This is a genomic window from Bradyrhizobium sp. SEMIA (assembly GCF_014844175.1).
GTDB classification, from domain to species: domain Bacteria; phylum Pseudomonadota; class Alphaproteobacteria; order Rhizobiales; family Xanthobacteraceae; genus Bradyrhizobium; species Bradyrhizobium arachidis.
Genome location: NZ_CP046601.1, coordinates 174557 through 189855 on the forward strand (window position 1 = coordinate 174557; position 15299 = coordinate 189855).

Genomic DNA, 15299 nt, shown 5'->3' on the forward strand with positions numbered 1-15299 from the left:
ATGGACCTGTTCTACACCGATTTCGTGACCATCACAGCCGCGTCGCGCGCAGCCGCAGCGCGTTCCCGACCACGCTGACCGAGGACAGCGCCATCGCCGCCGCGGCGATGATCGGCGAGAGCAGGATGCCGAATGCGGGATAGAGGATGCCGGCGGCGATCGGGATGCCGGCGGCGTTGTAGACGAAGGCGAAGAACAGGTTTTGCCGGATATTGCTCATCGTCGCCTGCGACAGCTTTCGCGCGCGGACGATGCCGGTGAGGTCGCCCTTGAGCAGGGTGACGCCGGCGCTCTCCATCGCCACGTCCGTGCCAGTGCCCATGGCAATGCCGACCTCGGCCGCCGCCAGCGCCGGCGCGTCGTTGACGCCGTCGCCGGCCATCGCGACGCTGCGCCCGGCCTTTTGCAGTTTTGTGACGACCGCGCTCTTCTGGTCCGGCAGCACCTCGGCCTCGACCTCGGCGATGCCGAGCCGGCGCGCCACGGCTTCCGCCGTCGTGCGGTTGTCGCCGGTCAGCATGATCACCTTGATGCCTTCGGCCGCCAGCGCCTTCAGCGCTTCCGGCGTCGAGGCCTTGACCGGATCGGCGATCGCGAACAGGCCGGCGAGCTTGCCGTCGATGGCCATGTTGATCACCGTGGCGCCGTCGCCGCGCAGCCGCTCGGCGTCAGTGTCGAGCCGCTTGGTGTCGATGCCGGTCGACGACAGGTACTTGGCATTGCCGAGCACGACGGTCTTGCCGTCGACCCTGCCGGTTGCACCCTTGCCGGTCGGCGAGTCGAACTGTTCGACCTGGCCGAGGCTGAGCTGCTTCTCCTTCGCCGCGCGCATGATCGCGTCGGCCAGGGGATGTTCGCTGGCACGCTCGACGCTGGCCGCGAGCCGGAGAATGTCGTCTTCCGCGAAGCCGGTCGCGGGCACGATCGCCACGACCTTGGGCTTGCCCTCGGTCAGCGTGCCGGTCTTGTCCACGACCAGCGTGTCGATCTTTTCCATCCGCTCCAGCGCCTCGGCGTTCTTGATCAGCACGCCTGCCTGCGCACCGCGGCCGACGCCGACCATGATAGACATCGGGGTCGCAAGTCCCAGCGCACAGGGGCAGGCGATGATCAGCACGCTGACGGCGGCGACGAGGCCGAAGGCGAGCCGCGGCTCCGGTCCGAACCAGGCCCAGGCCGCGAAGGCGGCGATCGCGACGATGATGACGGTCGGCACGAACCAGCCGGCGACCTGGTCGGCCAGCCGCTGGATCGGCGCGCGCGAGCGCTGCGCGTCGGCGACCATCTGCACGATCTGCGACAGCAGCGTCTCGCGGCCGACCTTGTCGGCGCGCATGATGAAGCTGCCGGATTGATTGAGCGTGCCGGCGATCACCTTGGCGCCCGTCTCCTTGGTCACCGGCATGGATTCGCCCGTCACGAGCGACTCGTCGAGCGAGGAACGCCCCTCCAGGATGACGCCGTCGACCGGCACCTTCTCGCCGGGCCGCACGCGCAAGGAGTCGCCGGCATGGAGCGTGTCGATCTCGACCTCATGCTCATTGCCGTCGGCATCGACGCGCCGCGCCGTCTTTGGCGCGAGCTGGAGCAGCGCCTTGATCGCGCCCGAGGTCGCATCGCGCGCGCGCAGCTCCAGCACCTGGCCGAGCAAAACCAAGACCGTGATGACGGCCGCCGGTTCGAAATAGACGGCTACGGCACCATCATGGCCGCGGAAGGTCGCCGGGAAAATCTGCGGCACGACGGTCGCAACGACGCTGTAGACATAGGCGACGCCCGTGCCCATCGCGATCAGCGTGAACATGTTGAGGTTGCGCGTCACCAGCGACTGCCAGCCGCGGACGAAGAACGGCCAGCCGGCCCACAACACCACGGGCGTGGCGAAGAGGAGCTGGATCCAGTTCGACAGGACAGGATCGATCCAGTTGTGAGGCCCTGCGAGATGGCCGCCCATCTCCAGCACCACGGCCGGCAGCGCCAGCGCGCCGCCGATCCAGAACCGCCGCGTCATGTCGGCGAGCTCCGGATTGGGCCCGGTGTCGAGGCTTGCGACCTCCGGCTCCAGCGCCATGCCGCAGATCGGGCAGCTGCCGGGTCCGACCTGACGGATCTCCGGATGCATCGGGCAAGTGTAGATCGTGCCCGCGGGCATCTCCGGCTCGGGTGCCTTGTCCTTGGCGAGATATTTCGCGGGATCGGCGGCGAACTTGGTGCGGCAGCCGGCCGAGCAGAAATGGAAACTCTGGTCGTGATGTGTGAGGTGGTGTTTTGAAGTCGCGGGATCGACCGTCATGCCGCAGACGGGATCGAGGACCTTTGTCGCGGCGGGACCGTGGTCATGCGCGTGATGATGGCCATGACCGGCATCGCCATTGCCGCCGCAGCAGGATGAGGCTGCGGGCTTCGGAGCGGGCGCAGCGGCTTTGCTGGAACAGCCGCATCCGGAATGCGTTTCCGCGTCGTGATGATGGTTGTGGTTGGCGTCGTTCATTTCCGCACTCCGGCCCTTGTAACCCATACCCGGTAGGGGTATATAGACCTCATGCGCAAAGACATCAAGGCATCCGTCGGAAAACGTCTCGGCCGGATCGAGGGCCAGGTTCGCGGCCTGTCGAAAATGGTCGAGGAGGACCGTTATTGTATCGACATCGTGACGCAGATCTCGGCGGTGCGCGCCGCGCTGCGCCGGGTCGAGGAAGAGGTTTTGAAGGACCACGTCGCCCATTGCGTCGAGCACGCCATCGCCAGCGGCGACAAGGCCGATCAGCGCGAGAAGATCGCGGAGCTGATGGCGGTGATCGGACGGGCAGAGCGGTAGGGCGCTCTCGCCACCGGCGTCGTCCCTGCGAACGCAGGGACCCATAACCCCAGGGTGGAGTTTGGCGAAGACTGGTCGTTCGGTATGTCTACCGCCCGGACGCGATAGATTCCGCGGTATGGGTCCCTGCGTTCGCAGGGAAGAAAGCGGAGCTTATGCCGCAATCTCCCGCGCGCGTCGGCGCCGCCGCGAGCGGTACATCGTCAGCTTCTTCAGCAGCGGGAAATGCCTGGAGACGGTGACACGCCCGGTCGTCTCCGCCGGCTGCGCGCTCACTTCTTCAGCCGGAACTTCAGCCGGCGTCTCTTCGTCAATCGCTTCAGGAACGAGCGGCGGCGCACGGAGCGTTTCTGGAAACACACTGAACGTGCCCGCTACCTCCTCGAGCGGCTTCTGCTTGTCGGCCCAGTGCAGGGCGGTGTAGCACGAACCCGTGCACGATGGTGGGTTTGACGACTTCGAAATAGGGCGAGATGTCGAAGTCGCGGGGCATGTAGAGCGAGGAATCGCGGATGTGCAGGATCTCGCGGCGGGCGGCGCGGCTGCCGGCCTTGGTGATCTTGGGCAGGATCGGGTAGCGCACGGCGTCGAACGCCTGCGCGATCAGTGCCGAGCAGATGATCTTGGTCGGGTCGCCCGATCCGATTGCGATCATGCGCCGCCGCCAGCGCTGCGGTATCGGCAGCGGGAACAGGAAGCGCATCAGATCGACGATGTTCTTGGTGTCGTAGCCGAAGCCGATACGGTTGATCGCATAACGGCAGACCGTGGTGCGGTCCTCGTAGGACAGCCCGACCGGGCGGCAGACGCGGGTGTGATACGGGAAGTATTTTGATAGCGGCGCCGAGGTGACGCCCTCGCCGATATTGGCCTCGATCAGCACATGCGGCTCGCCGTTAGGCTCTTCCGCACCTTCGATCGGGCCGACATAGAGCGCGGCATGCGACCAGGTCGACTGCGTCAGATATTTGATGATGCCGGAGATGCGATTGTTGCCCTCGACCAGCAGCACGTCGCCGGGCTCGACGACGCCGCGCAAGTGCTCCGGGTCGCTCGGAGTGAACGGCTCATAGCCCGGCACCTCCTTCGAGAGGTACGCGGCAATCAGCTTGCCGACTGAGTCCAGAACCGTCCCCATCTTCCACTCCCCCCGCGGCCTTTTCCGGCCACCTTTTTCCCATCTGTATCATGGTCGAAACGTGTTGCAATTCGGTTCATCAGTCTGTGAGATCAAGCACGATTGATTCACCATGATGGTTGCCGCGCAACACCAGATACGGCAAGGTTCGCGGGCTGTTCCCGTTCGCCGCAAGTCCCCGGAAACCATGACATGACAATCACGCGCCGCGGTTTCCTTTCGGCGTCGGCGGCCTTCGCTGCGATGCCGGTCTTGATGCCGGTCTTGCGGGCCACCGCCGCGCCGCTGCCGCGCGAGGCGGACATTGTCGTGATCGGGGCTGGTGCGGCCGGAATCGCTGCGGCGCGACGCATCATGGCGGCCAACCGCAAGGTCGTGGTGGTGGAGGCGGCATCGCAGATCGGCGGCCGCTGCATCACGGATGCCACCACCTTCGACACGCCGTTCGACCGCGGCGCGCGCTGGATGCACAATCCCGAAACCAATCCGATGATCCGCCTGCGCGCGCCGCCGGGCTCGACGTGGTGCAGGCGCCGGCGGGGCAGAAGATGCGCATCGGCCGCCGCAATGCGCGGGCGGGCGAGACCGAGGAATTTCTGGCGGCGCTGGTGCGCGCCAACCGCGCCATCGACGAAGCCGCGCGCGGCAAGCTCGATACCTCCTGCGCATCCGCGCTGCCGAAGGATCTCGGCGACTGGCCGGTGCGGCCGAATTCATGCTGGGCGCCAGCTTTGCCGGCAAGGATTTGAAGGAGCTGTCCGCGATCGACAAGGCCCGCGCGCAGGACCGCAACGCTCCGATCGCCTGCCGGCAGGGCCTCGGCACGCTCATCACCAGGCTCGGCGAGCAGGCGCCGGTGGCGCTGTCGACGCCGGCGAGCCGGATCGTCTGGAGCAATCGCGACGTCAGCGTCGAGACGCAAAGCGGCAAGATCGCCGCGCGCGCGGCCATCATCACGGTCTCGACCAACGTGCTGACCTCGGGCGCGATCAAGTTCGGGCCCGATCTTCCCAAGCGGACGCTGGACGCGGCATCAAAACTCTCTCTCGGCAGCTACGATCACATCGTGCTGCAGCTGCCCGGCAACCCGCTCGGACTGTCGCGCGACGACATCCTGATCGAGCAGAGCAACTCAACGCGCACGGCACTGCTGTACGCCAATATCGGCGGCTCCTCGCTGTGCTCGATCGACGTCGGCGGCTCGTTCGGCCGCGATCTCTCCGAGCAGGGCGAGAAGGCGATGGCCGCCTTCGCGAAGGAATGGGTCACGAAGCTGTTCGGCAGCGAGGCCGCGTCCGCCGTGCAGAAGACCACCGCGACGCGCTGGAATGCTTCGCCTTACGTCATGGGTGCGATGTCGGCGGCCTCGCCGGGCGGCCAGCTCTCGCGCAAGGTCCTGGCCGAGCCGGTCGGCTGCATGTTCCTCGCCGGCGAAGCCACCCACGAGACGCTGTGGGGCACCGTCGATGGCGCCTGGGAAAGCGGCGAGCGCGCCGCGGATGCCGCCCTGCGCAAGATCGGCGCGATCAGGGACGAGCAGGAAGTGCCAACGCAGTCGACGAAGAAGCGCAGGGCGCCGCGAGGATAGGGCAATAAGCCGCAACGAACTCCGCTGTCGTCCCGGACAAGCGCAGCGAAGCGGAGCGCCGATCCGGGACCCATAACCACAGGGAGAGGTTTGACGAAGATTCGGAGTTATCAGTTCGCCCCATAACCGCTTCCTGTGGTTATGGGTCCCTGCGGTCGCAGGGACGACAGCGGTGGCTAACGCAAAACCCCGTCAAGCGCGGGCAGTCCGAAAATCACCGCCATCGCGATCAGCCCGTAGCAGATCCCGCGAAACACCTTTTCACTCGCGCGCCCGAACAATGACGCACCAAACGCGACGCCGAGCGCATAGACCGGGCCGACGATCAGCGAGAGCACGAGCGACTCGCGCGAGATCAATCCCGTCGTCGCATAGCTCACCATCGAGAAGAAATCCGACGCGCCGAAAAACAGCACGATATTGGCGCGTGCGACGATCGCGCGATCGGGCGCCCGAGCCAATAGCCGACGATCGGCGGCCCGCCGGTTTGCGCCAGGCCGCTGCAGAAGCCGGAGAGACCACCGATGCCGACCGAGAGCCAGGCGTGGTCCTTGCCGCAATAGCGCCAGCCCGACAGCAGCAGAAGCAGCAGCGCCGCGACGAAGCAGGAGATGATCCAGCGCGTGGTGACGGGTTCGAGCACGCTGAGGAAATAGGTGCCGACGGGAACGCCGATCAGCGCGCCCAGCACGATCACGGCGGTCGCTCTTCGGTCCGCCTTCCGCCACGCATCCGGCAGCAGCGGCGCGGCGGCGACGAAATCGATCACGAGCAGCAAAGCCGCAACGAGCCGCGGCGCGGCGATGCTACTCGCCAGCGGCATGAAGATCAGCGCCGAGCCGAAGCCGGAGAAGCCGCGGGCGGTGCCGGAAACAAAAGCGACGGCGCAGAGCGCCATCGCAATGGTGAGGCTGACGTCCTTCGGAAGGAAGTCGGCGATACTCATGCCCTGCCATTCCAGAGCATCATGCGCGCAGCGTGCCGCCGGTCTTCTTCGTGACCTCCGCCACGATCTTCGCGGCGACGGCCTCGATCTCCTGATCGGTCAGGGTCTTCTCGCGCGGCTGGAGCGTCACCGCGATCGCGATCGACTTCTTGCCGTCCTCGATGCCCTTGCCCTCATAGACGTCGAAGACGTTGACACCGGTGATCAGCTTCTTGTCGACGCCCTGCGCCGCGCGCACGATGTCGCCGGCTTTCACGGCACGGTCGACGATGAACGCGAAGTCGCGCGACACAGGCTGGAAGGCCGAGAGCTCGATCAACGGCTTGGCGCGGGTCGGCTTCCTCTTGGCCTCGGGGATGCGGTCGAGGATCACCTCGAACACGACAAGCGGGCCGTCGGCGCCAAGCGCCTCGAGCGCGCGCGGGTGCACCTCGCCGAAATAGCCGAGCACGTTCTGCGGGCCGATCTGGATCGTGCCGGAGCGGCCCGGATGCAGCCAGGCCGGTCCACCGGCCACGATCTGAAGCGCCTGCATCGGCGCGCCGGCCGCCGCCAGCACCGCCAGTGCATCGGCTTTCGCGTCGAACACATCGGCCTGCGCCGAGCTTGTCCAGTGCCGTCCGAGACCTTCGGACGAAGCCAGGCCGCGCCGCACGCCGCTCGCAGCCATGAACTGATCCTGCGGGCGATCGCCCTTGAAGACCTGGCCGACCTCGAACAGCGCGACGTCGCCATAACCGCGATCGGCGTTCGCCTGCGCTGCGGAGATGAGTCCCGCCAGCAAGGTCGGGCGCATGTCGGAGAGATCAGACGCGATCGGGTTGGCCACTTCGAGCTCGCGCTGGCCACCGCCGAACAATTTTGCCGCAGTCTTGGTGATGAACGACCACGTCACAGCTTCGACGATGCCGCGGCTCGCCAGTGCGCGCCGGGCGCGGCGAGTGCGGAGCTGCAGCGGGGTCAGCACGGGCTTGCGCGCGTCGTCGCCGCGCTCGAACGGCGTCATCGGCACCTTGTCGACGCCAAAGATGCGGACGATCTCCTCGACGATATCGGCCTTGCCGTGCACGTCGGAGCGCCAGGACGGCACCGCGACCTTCACCACCGGGCCGGGACCCGCCATCATGAAGCCGAGATGGGTCAGGATGCGCTTCATCTCCGGCTGCGGCACCTCGATGCCGGAGAGGCGCTTCACTTCGGTGATCGGGAAATCGATCACGCGGTCGTCGCCGAAGGCCTTGCCGACCACGACGTTCTCGGACGGCGTGCCGCCACACATCTCCATCACGAGCTTGGTCGCAAGCTCCAGACCGGGCACCATGAAGGCCGGATCGACGCCGCGCTCGAAGCGGTAGCGCGCATCGGAATTGATGCCGAGCTTGCGGCCGGTCTGCGCGATGTTGATCTCGTTCCACAGCGCCGATTCGATCAGCACGTCGGTCGTGTTCTCGTCGCAGCCCGAGGCTTCGCCGCCCATGATGCCGGCGAGCGATTCGACGCCGTGCTCATCCGCGATCACGCAAATCGAAGGATCGAGATTGTAGGTGCGGCCGTCGAGCGCCAGCAGCGCCTCGCCGTCGCGGGCGCGGCGCACCACGAGATTGCCTCTCACCTTCTTGGCGTCGAACACGTGCAGCGGACGCGCGCGGTCGTAGGTCATGAAGTTGGTGATGTCGACCAGTGCGTTGATCGGACGCAGCCCGATCGCGGTCAGCCGCTTCTGCAGCCATTCCGGCCGACGGCCCGTTCTTGACTCCGCGCACGAGGCGCAGCGCGAAGCCCGGGCAGAGCGTCGCGTCCTCGACCGTGACCTTCACGGGACACGGAAATTCGCCCTTGATCGGCTTGATCGTCGGGTCCTTGAATTTGCCCATGTCGGCAGCGGCAAGATCGCGCGCGATGCCGTGCACGCCGGTGCAGTCCTGCCGGTTTGGCGTCAGGTTGATCTCGACCACGGGATCGGCGAGCGCGGCCCATTCGGCGTAGCCAGCACCAACAGGCGCGTCCGCCGGCAATTCCATGATGCCGTCATGGTCGTTGGATATCTGCAATTCCGCCGCCGAGCACAGCATGCCGCGGCTCTCGACGCCTCGGATAGTGCCGACGCCGAGCGTGATGTCCTTGCCGGGAATGTAGGTCCCGGGCGGGGAGAACACGCTGACAAGCCCCGCGCGCGCATTCGGCGCGCCGCACACGACCTGCACGGGCGCGCCACCGTCACCGGTGTCGACCATGCAGACGCGCAGCCGGTCGGCGTTCGGATGCTGCTCGGCCGAGATCACCTTCGCGATGGTGAAGGGCTTGAGCGCCTTCGCCTTGTCCTCGATGTTCTCGACCTCAAGCCCGATCATGGTGAGCTTGTCGGCGAGCTTTTCCAAGGGCTCGTCGGTGTCGAGATGATCCTTCAGCCAGGAGAGGGTGAATTTCACGAGCTCAGCCCTCCGGCAAGCGTTGGCACTTCCAGCGGCTTGAAGCCGTAGTGGGACAGCCAGCGGACGTCGCTGTCGAACAGCTGGCGGAGATCGGCGATGCCGTATTTCAGCATGGCGATGCGGTCGATGCCCATGCCCCAGGCAAAACCCTGGTACTCGTCGGGATCGATGCCGCAGGCGCGCAGCACGTTCGGATGCACCATGCCGCAGCCGAGAATCTCGAGCCAGTCCTCGCCTTCGCCGAAGCGAATCTCGCCCTTGTCGCGGCGGCACTGGATGTCGACTTCCAGCGACGGCTCGGTGAACGGGAAGAACGAGGGGCGGAAGCGCATGTTGATGTGGTCGACCTCGAAGAACGCCTTGCAGAACTCGTGCAGGATCCATTTGAGGTGGCCGAGATGCGAGTGCTTGTCGATGACGAGGCCTTCGACCTGGTGGAATTGCGGCGTGTGGGTCGCATCCGAATCGATGCGATAGGTGCGGCCCGGGCAGATCACGCGGATCGGCGGCTTCTGGGTCAGCATGGTGCGCACCTGCACCGGCGAGGTGTGGGTCCGCAGCAGCATGCGCGAGCCGTCCTCCTTCGGATGGAAGAAGAAGGTGTCGTGCATCTCGCGGGCGGGATGGCCGACCGGAAAATTCAGTTTTGTGAAGTTGTAGTCGTCGGTCTCGATATCGGGACCTTCGGCGACCGAGAAGCCCATGTCGGCGAAGATCGTGGTGAGCTCGTCCCAGACCTGGCTCAGCGGATGGATGCGGCCGGCCTCGGCCGGCGGATCGCGCAGCGGCAGGGTGACGTCGATGGTTTCGGAGGCGAGCCGCGCATCGAGCGCGGCCGACTTCAAGACGTCGCGCCGGGCTGTGAGCGCCTCGGTGACCTTGTCCTTGGCCTGGTTGATCGCGGCGCCCTGCGTCTTGCGCTCGTCCGGCGACATCTTGCCGAGCGTGGCCAGCAGCGCGGAGATCGAGCCCTTCTTGCCGAGCGCGGCGACGCGCACCGCTTCGAGCGCGGCTTCGTCGCCGGCTGCGGCGATCTGGTCGAGGATGGATGTTTCGAGCGTTGCGAGGTCGGACACTGTCAAATCCTTGCTGCAAAAATTCGGCTGGGTTGTCGCCGCCCGAAGGCCGTAACGTCAAGCAAAAAGCCGGTCATTTCGGGCTGACGGACGGCAGGGTTGAACCTCACGCGGGGGCCCGGCACCAACGGGGACACGAGGAGACATTTGCGATGCTTTCGAAATCCTGCCTGGCTGTTCTGGCCGTCGTTCTGTCGGTCGCAGGCACCCCTGCGCGCGCCATGGTCTGCATGGATAAATCCATGACGCTGGACGAGGTGGCCGACGCCATCAGCACCCAGAAGAGCTGCGCGAGCGCGATGAAGCTGTTTCAGGATTGCCAATTGACCGCGAGCGGCGATGTCCAGCTCGGCGCCGCCGTCGAGAAGAAATGCGAGGCGGACTTCATGCCCGGCCTCAGCACGGCGCAGCATCAGGCTTACAAACGCGAGATGCGCGCATGCGACCTCAAGTACCGGAACAAGTCCGGCACCATGTATCTCTCGTTCGCAGCTTTTTGCCGGGCGGAGGTCGCCCAGCGTCACTCGCAACGCGCGCTGAAGGCTGCGGGCCAGAAGGCCCGCTAGCGCAAGCCTCAGGCCGCGAGCGCGGCTTTGGCCTTCTCGGCGATCGCCTGGAACGCGGCGGGCTCGCTGATCGCGAGATCCGACAGCACCTTGCGGTCCACGGTGATCCCGGACTTGGCCATGCCGTCGATAAATCGGCTGTAGGTCAGGCCGAACGGACGGACGGCGGCGTTGATGCGCTGGATCCAGAGCGCGCGGAAGGTGCGCTTCTTACGCTTGCGGTCGCGGAAGGCGTATTGCTGGGCCTTCTCCACGGCCGGCTTGGCGGCGCGGATGGTGTTCTTGCGGCGGCCGTAGAAGCCCTTGGCGGCCTTGTAGACTTTCTTGTGCTTGGCGTGGGCGGTCACACCGCGTTTGACGCGAGACATGACAAAATCCTTCAGAGATGACTTCGGTTATCGGATTGCCGCGGGATGCGCGGCACGGATGGCAGTGATCGTGGACGCGATCAGGCGTTCGGCAAGAAGTACTTCTTGACGTTGTCGCCGTCGGTCTTGAACAGCACGCGGGTGCCGCGGAGCTGACGGATCTGCTTCTTCGTCCGCTTGATCATGCCGTGACGCTTGCCGCGCTGGGCGTGCATCACTTTGCCGGTGGCAGTCACCTTGAAGCGCTTTTTAGCGCCCGATTTGGTCTTCAGCTTGGGCATTTGGCTCTCCTAATGGCCACAGAGATCCGCCCGCGAAGGCGGCTGGCCGTCAAAAATGCTCGTTAGAGCGTTGATTGTGCTCAGGTTTCGCGAACAAGCGCGACACCCGCACGAACACCGCCACGGCAGCCCTTAAATCAGCCGGGCGATGAAGGCTGGGCTTATGACAGAGGACAGGCCGATTGGCAACGATGAACCGGGGGAACCGGCTCGCCGACTATTGCAAGTTGTCACCCCTCATGTCCCAGCCTTGTCGCCTGAAGCAGGACCAAAATGGCCCATTTCCCGCAATTTATTTCGTCGTTGACCAATTTCGCCCGCCCGCGCCATCTGGTGCTGTTCGCCGTGCTCGCCACCGCGGCACTGCCGTCGACTGCCGACGCCCGTGTCGGCGGCTATGACGGCATCTGGAACGTCACCTTCGCCACCACCCGGGGCAATTGCAGCTCCGGCTACAGCGTCCCCTTCACCGTGGCAGGCAGTCGGGTGTCGTCCGCCGGCGGCGGCCGGGTCTCGGGCCGGATCAAACGTTCCGGCGCCGTCGCAGTCGAGGTCTCGGTCGGCGCGTCCCATGCGAGTGGCGGCGGCCGGCTCGCCGGCGTGAACGGCGCGGGTTCCTGGAGGGGCATCATCTCCGGCGACCAGTGCAGCGGCACCTGGCAGGCGACGCGGACGTAGTGCCCAAGCATTCGAGCCGAATTCGTGGCTTGTACCGCGACCAAAACAAAACGGCCCGCCGGAGATCCGGACGGGCCGTTGAATTCTCAAGTCCCCTGAAAAGCTCGCCTCAGCGCGGCGCCAGCACCATGACGACCTGGCGACCTTCGAACCGTGCGTCCTGCTCGACCTTGGCGAGCTCGGCGACGTCGGTCTTGATCTTGTCCAGAAGCTTGGTGCCGATCTCCTGATGCGCCATTTCGCGGCCACGATAGCGCAGCGTGATCTTGACCTTGTCGCCCTCTTCGAAGAACCGCTGCATCGCGCGCATCTTCACGTCGTAATCGTGATCGTCGATCATCGGGCGGAGCTTGATCTCCTTGATCTCGACGGTCTTCTGCCGCTTGCGGGCTTCCGCGGCTTTCTTCTGAGCGGAATACTTGTACTTCCCGTAGTCCATGATCTTGCAGACGGGAGGGCTGGTATTCGGCGAAATCTCGACCAGATCCATGCCAGCTTCCTGGGCCATCCGGATGGCGACGACGGTCTCGACCGTGCCTTTATTATCACCGGTCTGATCGATCAGCTGGATCTGCGCATTGCGAATATCATCATTGATGCGCGGCCCGTCTTTGCTGGCAGCGGGCGGAGCTTTATTAGGACGGCGAATGGGTGGTTCTCCAAAGTTGTGAAAGAAGCGGCTATTTTGAAGGAAGAAGCGTTTGCCGGCAAGCAAGTCGCGTGTGCGAGAGGCGAAAAACCCTCAAATGCGAGGCATTTGGGCCACGCCTGTCGGCACGCTGACCGACATAGACACCTTGCTTCTGTTCCGCAAGCGTCCCAAAGGGACAATGCCGGCAGCGGTTACTCAATCGCACGCGCCTAGAACTGCTGAAACCGCACAGCCAGAGTAAACGTTCCATGACCGAAACAATTCCTGATGCCATGCTCGACTTCATCGATGTGGGCGAGGGTCCATCCGCGCGCAAAATCGCGGTGCGCAGCCGGCGCGGTCAAGGACCCGGGCTGGTCTGGCTCGGCGGCTTCAAATCGGACATGCAGGGCGGCAAGGCCCAGGCGCTGGATGCCTGGGCTGGGGAGCACGGCCGTGCCGCGGTCCGGTTCGACTATTCCGGTCATGGTGAATCCAGCGGCAATTTTGCCGATGGAACCATCGGCAGCTGGCTCGAGGACAGCGTCGCAGTGTTCGAGCGGTTCTGCGAGGGACCGCAGATCCTGATCGGCTCCTCCATGGGCGGCTGGATGGCGCTGCTGCTCGCGCGCGAGATCAGGAAGCGTTCCGGCAAAGCCTCGCTGGCGGGCCTCGTGCTGATCGCACCGGCGCCCGATTTCACCGAGGAACTGATGTGGAAGAACTTTTCGTCCGCGGTGAAGAAGGAGATCGAGACCAAGGGCTTCTGGTTGCGACCGTCGGACTATGGCGACGGCTCGCCCTATCCGATCACGCGGAACCTGATCGAGGAGGGCCGCAACCATCTCGTGCTCGGCAGCGCCATCGATCTCGGCTGTCCCGTGCGCATTCTGCAAGGCGCGCAGGATCCCGATGTGCCGTGGCAGCACGCCTTCGCGCTGACGCATCGCCTGCCGGCCGACGACGTCGTGCTGACCATGATCCAGGACGGCGACCACCGCCTCTCCCGCCCGCAGGACATTGCGCGCATTCTTGCCGCGGTGGCCGAGATCGGGTGAAGTGTCTCCAAACATCCGGTGTCATCGTCCGCGAAGGCGGACGATCCAGTACGCCGCGGCCGTGGTGATCTAGCCGAGAAGCCGCGGCGTACTGGATGCCCCGCTTTCGCGGGGCATGACCAAGAGATTGGGAGGCAACGCCAATGACCACCACCGCCATGCTGCGCGCCTTCTGCGATGCGGTCGAGCAGCGCAATGGCCGGGCCTTCGCTGAATTGTTCACCGAGGACGGCGTCTATCACGACGTCTTTTACGGCGCCTTCGCCGGCCGCGAGAAGATCGCTGCGATGATCGACGATTGGTTCTATCGCACGGCGACCGATTTCCGCTGGGACATGCATGACCCCGTCACCGACGGCACCACGCTCTATGCCCGCTACACCTTCAGCTATCGCTCCACCCTGCCGGAAGCGAATGGCGCGCGGGCGATGTTCGAGGGCGTCGCGATCATGACGCTGCGTGACGGTAAGATCGTGAACTATCACGAGGTCGCCAACACCGCGCCGGCGTTTGTCGATCTGAAGTTCGCGCCTGAGCGGATCGCGAAGATCGTCGCCAAGCAGGGCGCCGAGCTGAAGGCGCGGCCGGAGATGAAGCGGCATCTCACCTGACCGTCATTCCGGGGCGTGCGAAGCACGAGCCCGGAATCCATAACCACGATCCTGAGTATGGATTCCGGGCTCACGCTTCGCGTGCCCCGGAATGACGGCGGCAGAGAATGCGAGCCTACGGCGGCGGTGGCTTCGCCATCGGCTTGCGCTGCGCCAGTGCGGCGACCGTCGCGGTGCCGATCGGGCCCTGCTCGTCATAGAGCCAGCATTCGCCGATCGCGACGCCTTCGGTCGCCTGGTGATTCACCACGTCGAAACCGATCCAGTTCGTCACGGGCAAGCGGTGCAGATAGATCGTGACGTCGCTGTTGATGTAGCCGAGCCCCTTGTCGCCGGCATTGGCAAAGGGGCTGGCGAAATCGGCACCAACAGCGACATGCACGAACGGCGTCATCGGCACGCCGGCGACGAGCTCGCGCACCTCGCTCATCCACAGCCGGCGCGGGCCGAGCGAGCCCATGTGGCCGACAATGGGGCGCGTCGTCCATTTACCGTTCATGCCGAGCCTCGGATCGGTCGGCTTTGGAATGTCTGATGGTTTCGGCACGTCCCAGTTCGGCGGCGACCAGACATTGCCGTCGGGATTTTGCGTCTTGCGCAACAGCTGGCACGACGCGCGCGCCATGCTGACCCCGCCGGAAAAGAATTCCGCTTCCACCACGCGGATGCGCAGGCCGTCGCGCACGAGCCGCGTCGTTACTTCGATCGGCTTGTCGATGGTCGGCAGCCGGAACATGTCGACGGTGAGCCGCGCCGGCACGAATTCAGGCCCTGAATGGCGCTCCTCGATGGCGAAGCCGAGCAGGCCGATGATGACGCGCCCGTGCAGCGATTTCGGATCCCACGGGCCATTGGCCACTTCCGTCGGATGGAAAGTATCGCCGTTGCGTGTGAAGAAGGGAATGTTTGTTGTCATGGTGCGCGACTTTTGAGGGAATGCGCGGGGAAATCAAGGGCAGTGAGGCGCGCACACCGTGGCCACAACAACGGTGTCATCGCCCGCCTTGTGCGCCCTTGCGCACTGGGGCGGGCGATCCAGTACTCCGAGACAGCAGTGATTGAATCAATAGGCCGCGGCGGACTGGATTCCCCGCCCCCGTGCGCAATT

General features: G+C 65.2%; 11 protein-coding genes and 4 pseudogenes. 6 read left to right on the forward strand and 9 right to left on the reverse strand.

Going from position 1 to position 15299, the window contains the following annotated elements; translation table 11 throughout:
- Nucleotides 1-31 precede the first annotated feature (31 nt).
- A complete protein-coding gene (locus FOM02_RS00900) occupies nucleotides 32-2491 on the reverse strand; it encodes a heavy metal translocating P-type ATPase (protein ID WP_027561627.1) in 2460 nt (819 codons plus the stop codon).
- A gap of 51 nt (nucleotides 2492-2542) precedes the next feature.
- On the opposite strand from FOM02_RS00900, the gene FOM02_RS00905 reads away from it, so the two are divergent.
- Complete coding sequence (locus FOM02_RS00905; RefSeq protein ID WP_007598521.1) at nucleotides 2543-2818, forward strand: metal-sensitive transcriptional regulator; 276 nt, start codon at nucleotides 2543-2545, stop codon at nucleotides 2816-2818.
- Nucleotides 2819-2971: 153 nt separating this feature from the next.
- Here FOM02_RS00905 and FOM02_RS00910 read toward each other — a convergent pair.
- Nucleotides 2972-3956, reverse strand: a pseudogene (locus tag FOM02_RS00910) (YiiX/YebB-like N1pC/P60 family cysteine hydrolase).
- 192 nt (nucleotides 3957-4148) lie between these two features.
- Here FOM02_RS00910 and FOM02_RS00915 point away from each other — a divergent pair.
- Nucleotides 4149-5544, forward strand: a pseudogene (locus tag FOM02_RS00915) (flavin monoamine oxidase family protein).
- Between the two features lie 176 nt (nucleotides 5545-5720).
- Here FOM02_RS00915 and FOM02_RS00920 read toward each other — a convergent pair.
- From FOM02_RS00920 to pheS, 3 genes and pseudogenes are all read right to left on the reverse strand, one after another.
- Nucleotides 5721-6490 (reverse strand): annotated as a pseudogene (locus FOM02_RS00920) (sulfite exporter TauE/SafE family protein).
- Between the two features lie 19 nt (nucleotides 6491-6509).
- Nucleotides 6510-8919: pseudogene (pheT, locus tag FOM02_RS00925) on the reverse strand (phenylalanine--tRNA ligase subunit beta).
- Nucleotides 8916-9998, reverse strand: a complete 1083-nt coding sequence (pheS, locus tag FOM02_RS00930; RefSeq protein WP_027561622.1) for a phenylalanine--tRNA ligase subunit alpha — start codon at nucleotides 9996-9998, stop codon at nucleotides 8916-8918. The pseudogene pheT and the gene pheS overlap by 4 nt, the downstream one beginning before the upstream one ends.
- 32 nt (nucleotides 9999-10030) lie before the next feature.
- Here pheS and FOM02_RS00935 point away from each other — a divergent pair, with 32 nt between their 5' ends.
- Nucleotides 10031-10564, forward strand: coding sequence for a hypothetical protein (locus tag FOM02_RS00935; protein WP_416207756.1), 534 nt, complete (start codon nucleotides 10031-10033; stop codon nucleotides 10562-10564).
- An 8-nt stretch (nucleotides 10565-10572) separates the two neighbouring features.
- Here the strand turns inward: FOM02_RS00935 and rplT are convergent, their stop codons facing one another.
- Together rplT and rpmI are read right to left on the reverse strand one after the other, a co-directional pair.
- Entirely contained in the window at nucleotides 10573-10932 is a 360-nt protein-coding gene (gene rplT / locus FOM02_RS00940; RefSeq protein WP_027561620.1) for a 50S ribosomal protein L20, read from the reverse strand.
- Between the two features lie 80 nt (nucleotides 10933-11012).
- On the reverse strand, nucleotides 11013-11213 hold the full coding sequence (rpmI, locus tag FOM02_RS00945; RefSeq protein WP_008539890.1) for a 50S ribosomal protein L35: 201 nt from the start codon (nucleotides 11211-11213) through the stop codon (nucleotides 11013-11015).
- Between the two features lie 273 nt (nucleotides 11214-11486).
- Between rpmI and FOM02_RS00950 the strand changes: the two genes are divergently transcribed.
- On the forward strand, nucleotides 11487-11891 hold the full coding sequence (locus FOM02_RS00950; protein ID WP_027561619.1) for a hypothetical protein: 405 nt from the start codon (nucleotides 11487-11489) through the stop codon (nucleotides 11889-11891).
- A gap of 109 nt (nucleotides 11892-12000) precedes the next feature.
- Here FOM02_RS00950 and infC read toward each other — a convergent pair whose 3' ends face one another.
- The gene (gene infC / locus FOM02_RS00955; RefSeq protein WP_080134054.1) at nucleotides 12001-12540 is read right to left on the reverse strand and encodes a translation initiation factor IF-3; all 540 of its coding nucleotides are present in this window, start codon (nucleotides 12538-12540) and stop codon (nucleotides 12001-12003) included.
- Nucleotides 12541-12791: 251 nt separating this feature from the next.
- Between infC and FOM02_RS00960 the strand changes: the two genes are divergently transcribed.
- Together FOM02_RS00960 and FOM02_RS00965 are read left to right on the forward strand one after the other, a co-directional pair.
- Nucleotides 12792-13580: an alpha/beta hydrolase gene (locus FOM02_RS00960; RefSeq protein WP_027561617.1), complete on the forward strand. Its 789-nt coding sequence runs from the start codon at nucleotides 12792-12794 to the stop codon at nucleotides 13578-13580.
- Between the two features lie 143 nt (nucleotides 13581-13723).
- Nucleotides 13724-14191: a nuclear transport factor 2 family protein gene (locus FOM02_RS00965; protein ID WP_027561616.1), complete on the forward strand. Its 468-nt coding sequence runs from the start codon at nucleotides 13724-13726 to the stop codon at nucleotides 14189-14191.
- Nucleotides 14192-14306: 115 nt separating this feature from the next.
- On the opposite strand, the gene FOM02_RS00970 is transcribed toward FOM02_RS00965, so the two are convergent.
- Nucleotides 14307-15107, reverse strand: a complete 801-nt coding sequence (locus FOM02_RS00970; RefSeq protein WP_035730561.1) for an acyl-CoA thioesterase domain-containing protein — start codon at nucleotides 15105-15107, stop codon at nucleotides 14307-14309.
- Between the last annotated feature and the right edge of the window lie 192 nt (nucleotides 15108-15299).

Bases quoted from the DNA above. Each gene is read 5' to 3' on its own strand.
- FOM02_RS00950 (WP_027561619.1), top strand. From the start codon at position 11,487: ATGGCCCATTTCCCGCAATTTATTTCGTCGTTGACCAATTTCGCCCGC.
- FOM02_RS00970 (WP_035730561.1), bottom strand. From the start codon at position 15,107: ATGACAACAAACATTCCCTTCTTCACACGCAACGGCGATACTTTCCAT.
- FOM02_RS00965 (WP_027561616.1), top strand. From the start codon at position 13,724: ATGACCACCACCGCCATGCTGCGCGCCTTCTGCGATGCGGTCGAGCAG.
- FOM02_RS00905 (WP_007598521.1), top strand. From the start codon at position 2,543: ATGCGCAAAGACATCAAGGCATCCGTCGGAAAACGTCTCGGCCGGATC.
- FOM02_RS00900 (WP_027561627.1), bottom strand. From the start codon at position 2,491: ATGAACGACGCCAACCACAACCATCATCACGACGCGGAAACGCATTCC.
- rpmI (WP_008539890.1), bottom strand. From the start codon at position 11,213: ATGCCCAAGCTGAAGACCAAATCGGGCGCTAAAAAGCGCTTCAAGGTG.
- rplT (WP_027561620.1), bottom strand. From the start codon at position 10,932: ATGTCTCGCGTCAAACGCGGTGTGACCGCCCACGCCAAGCACAAGAAA.
- FOM02_RS00960 (WP_027561617.1), top strand. From the start codon at position 12,792: ATGACCGAAACAATTCCTGATGCCATGCTCGACTTCATCGATGTGGGC.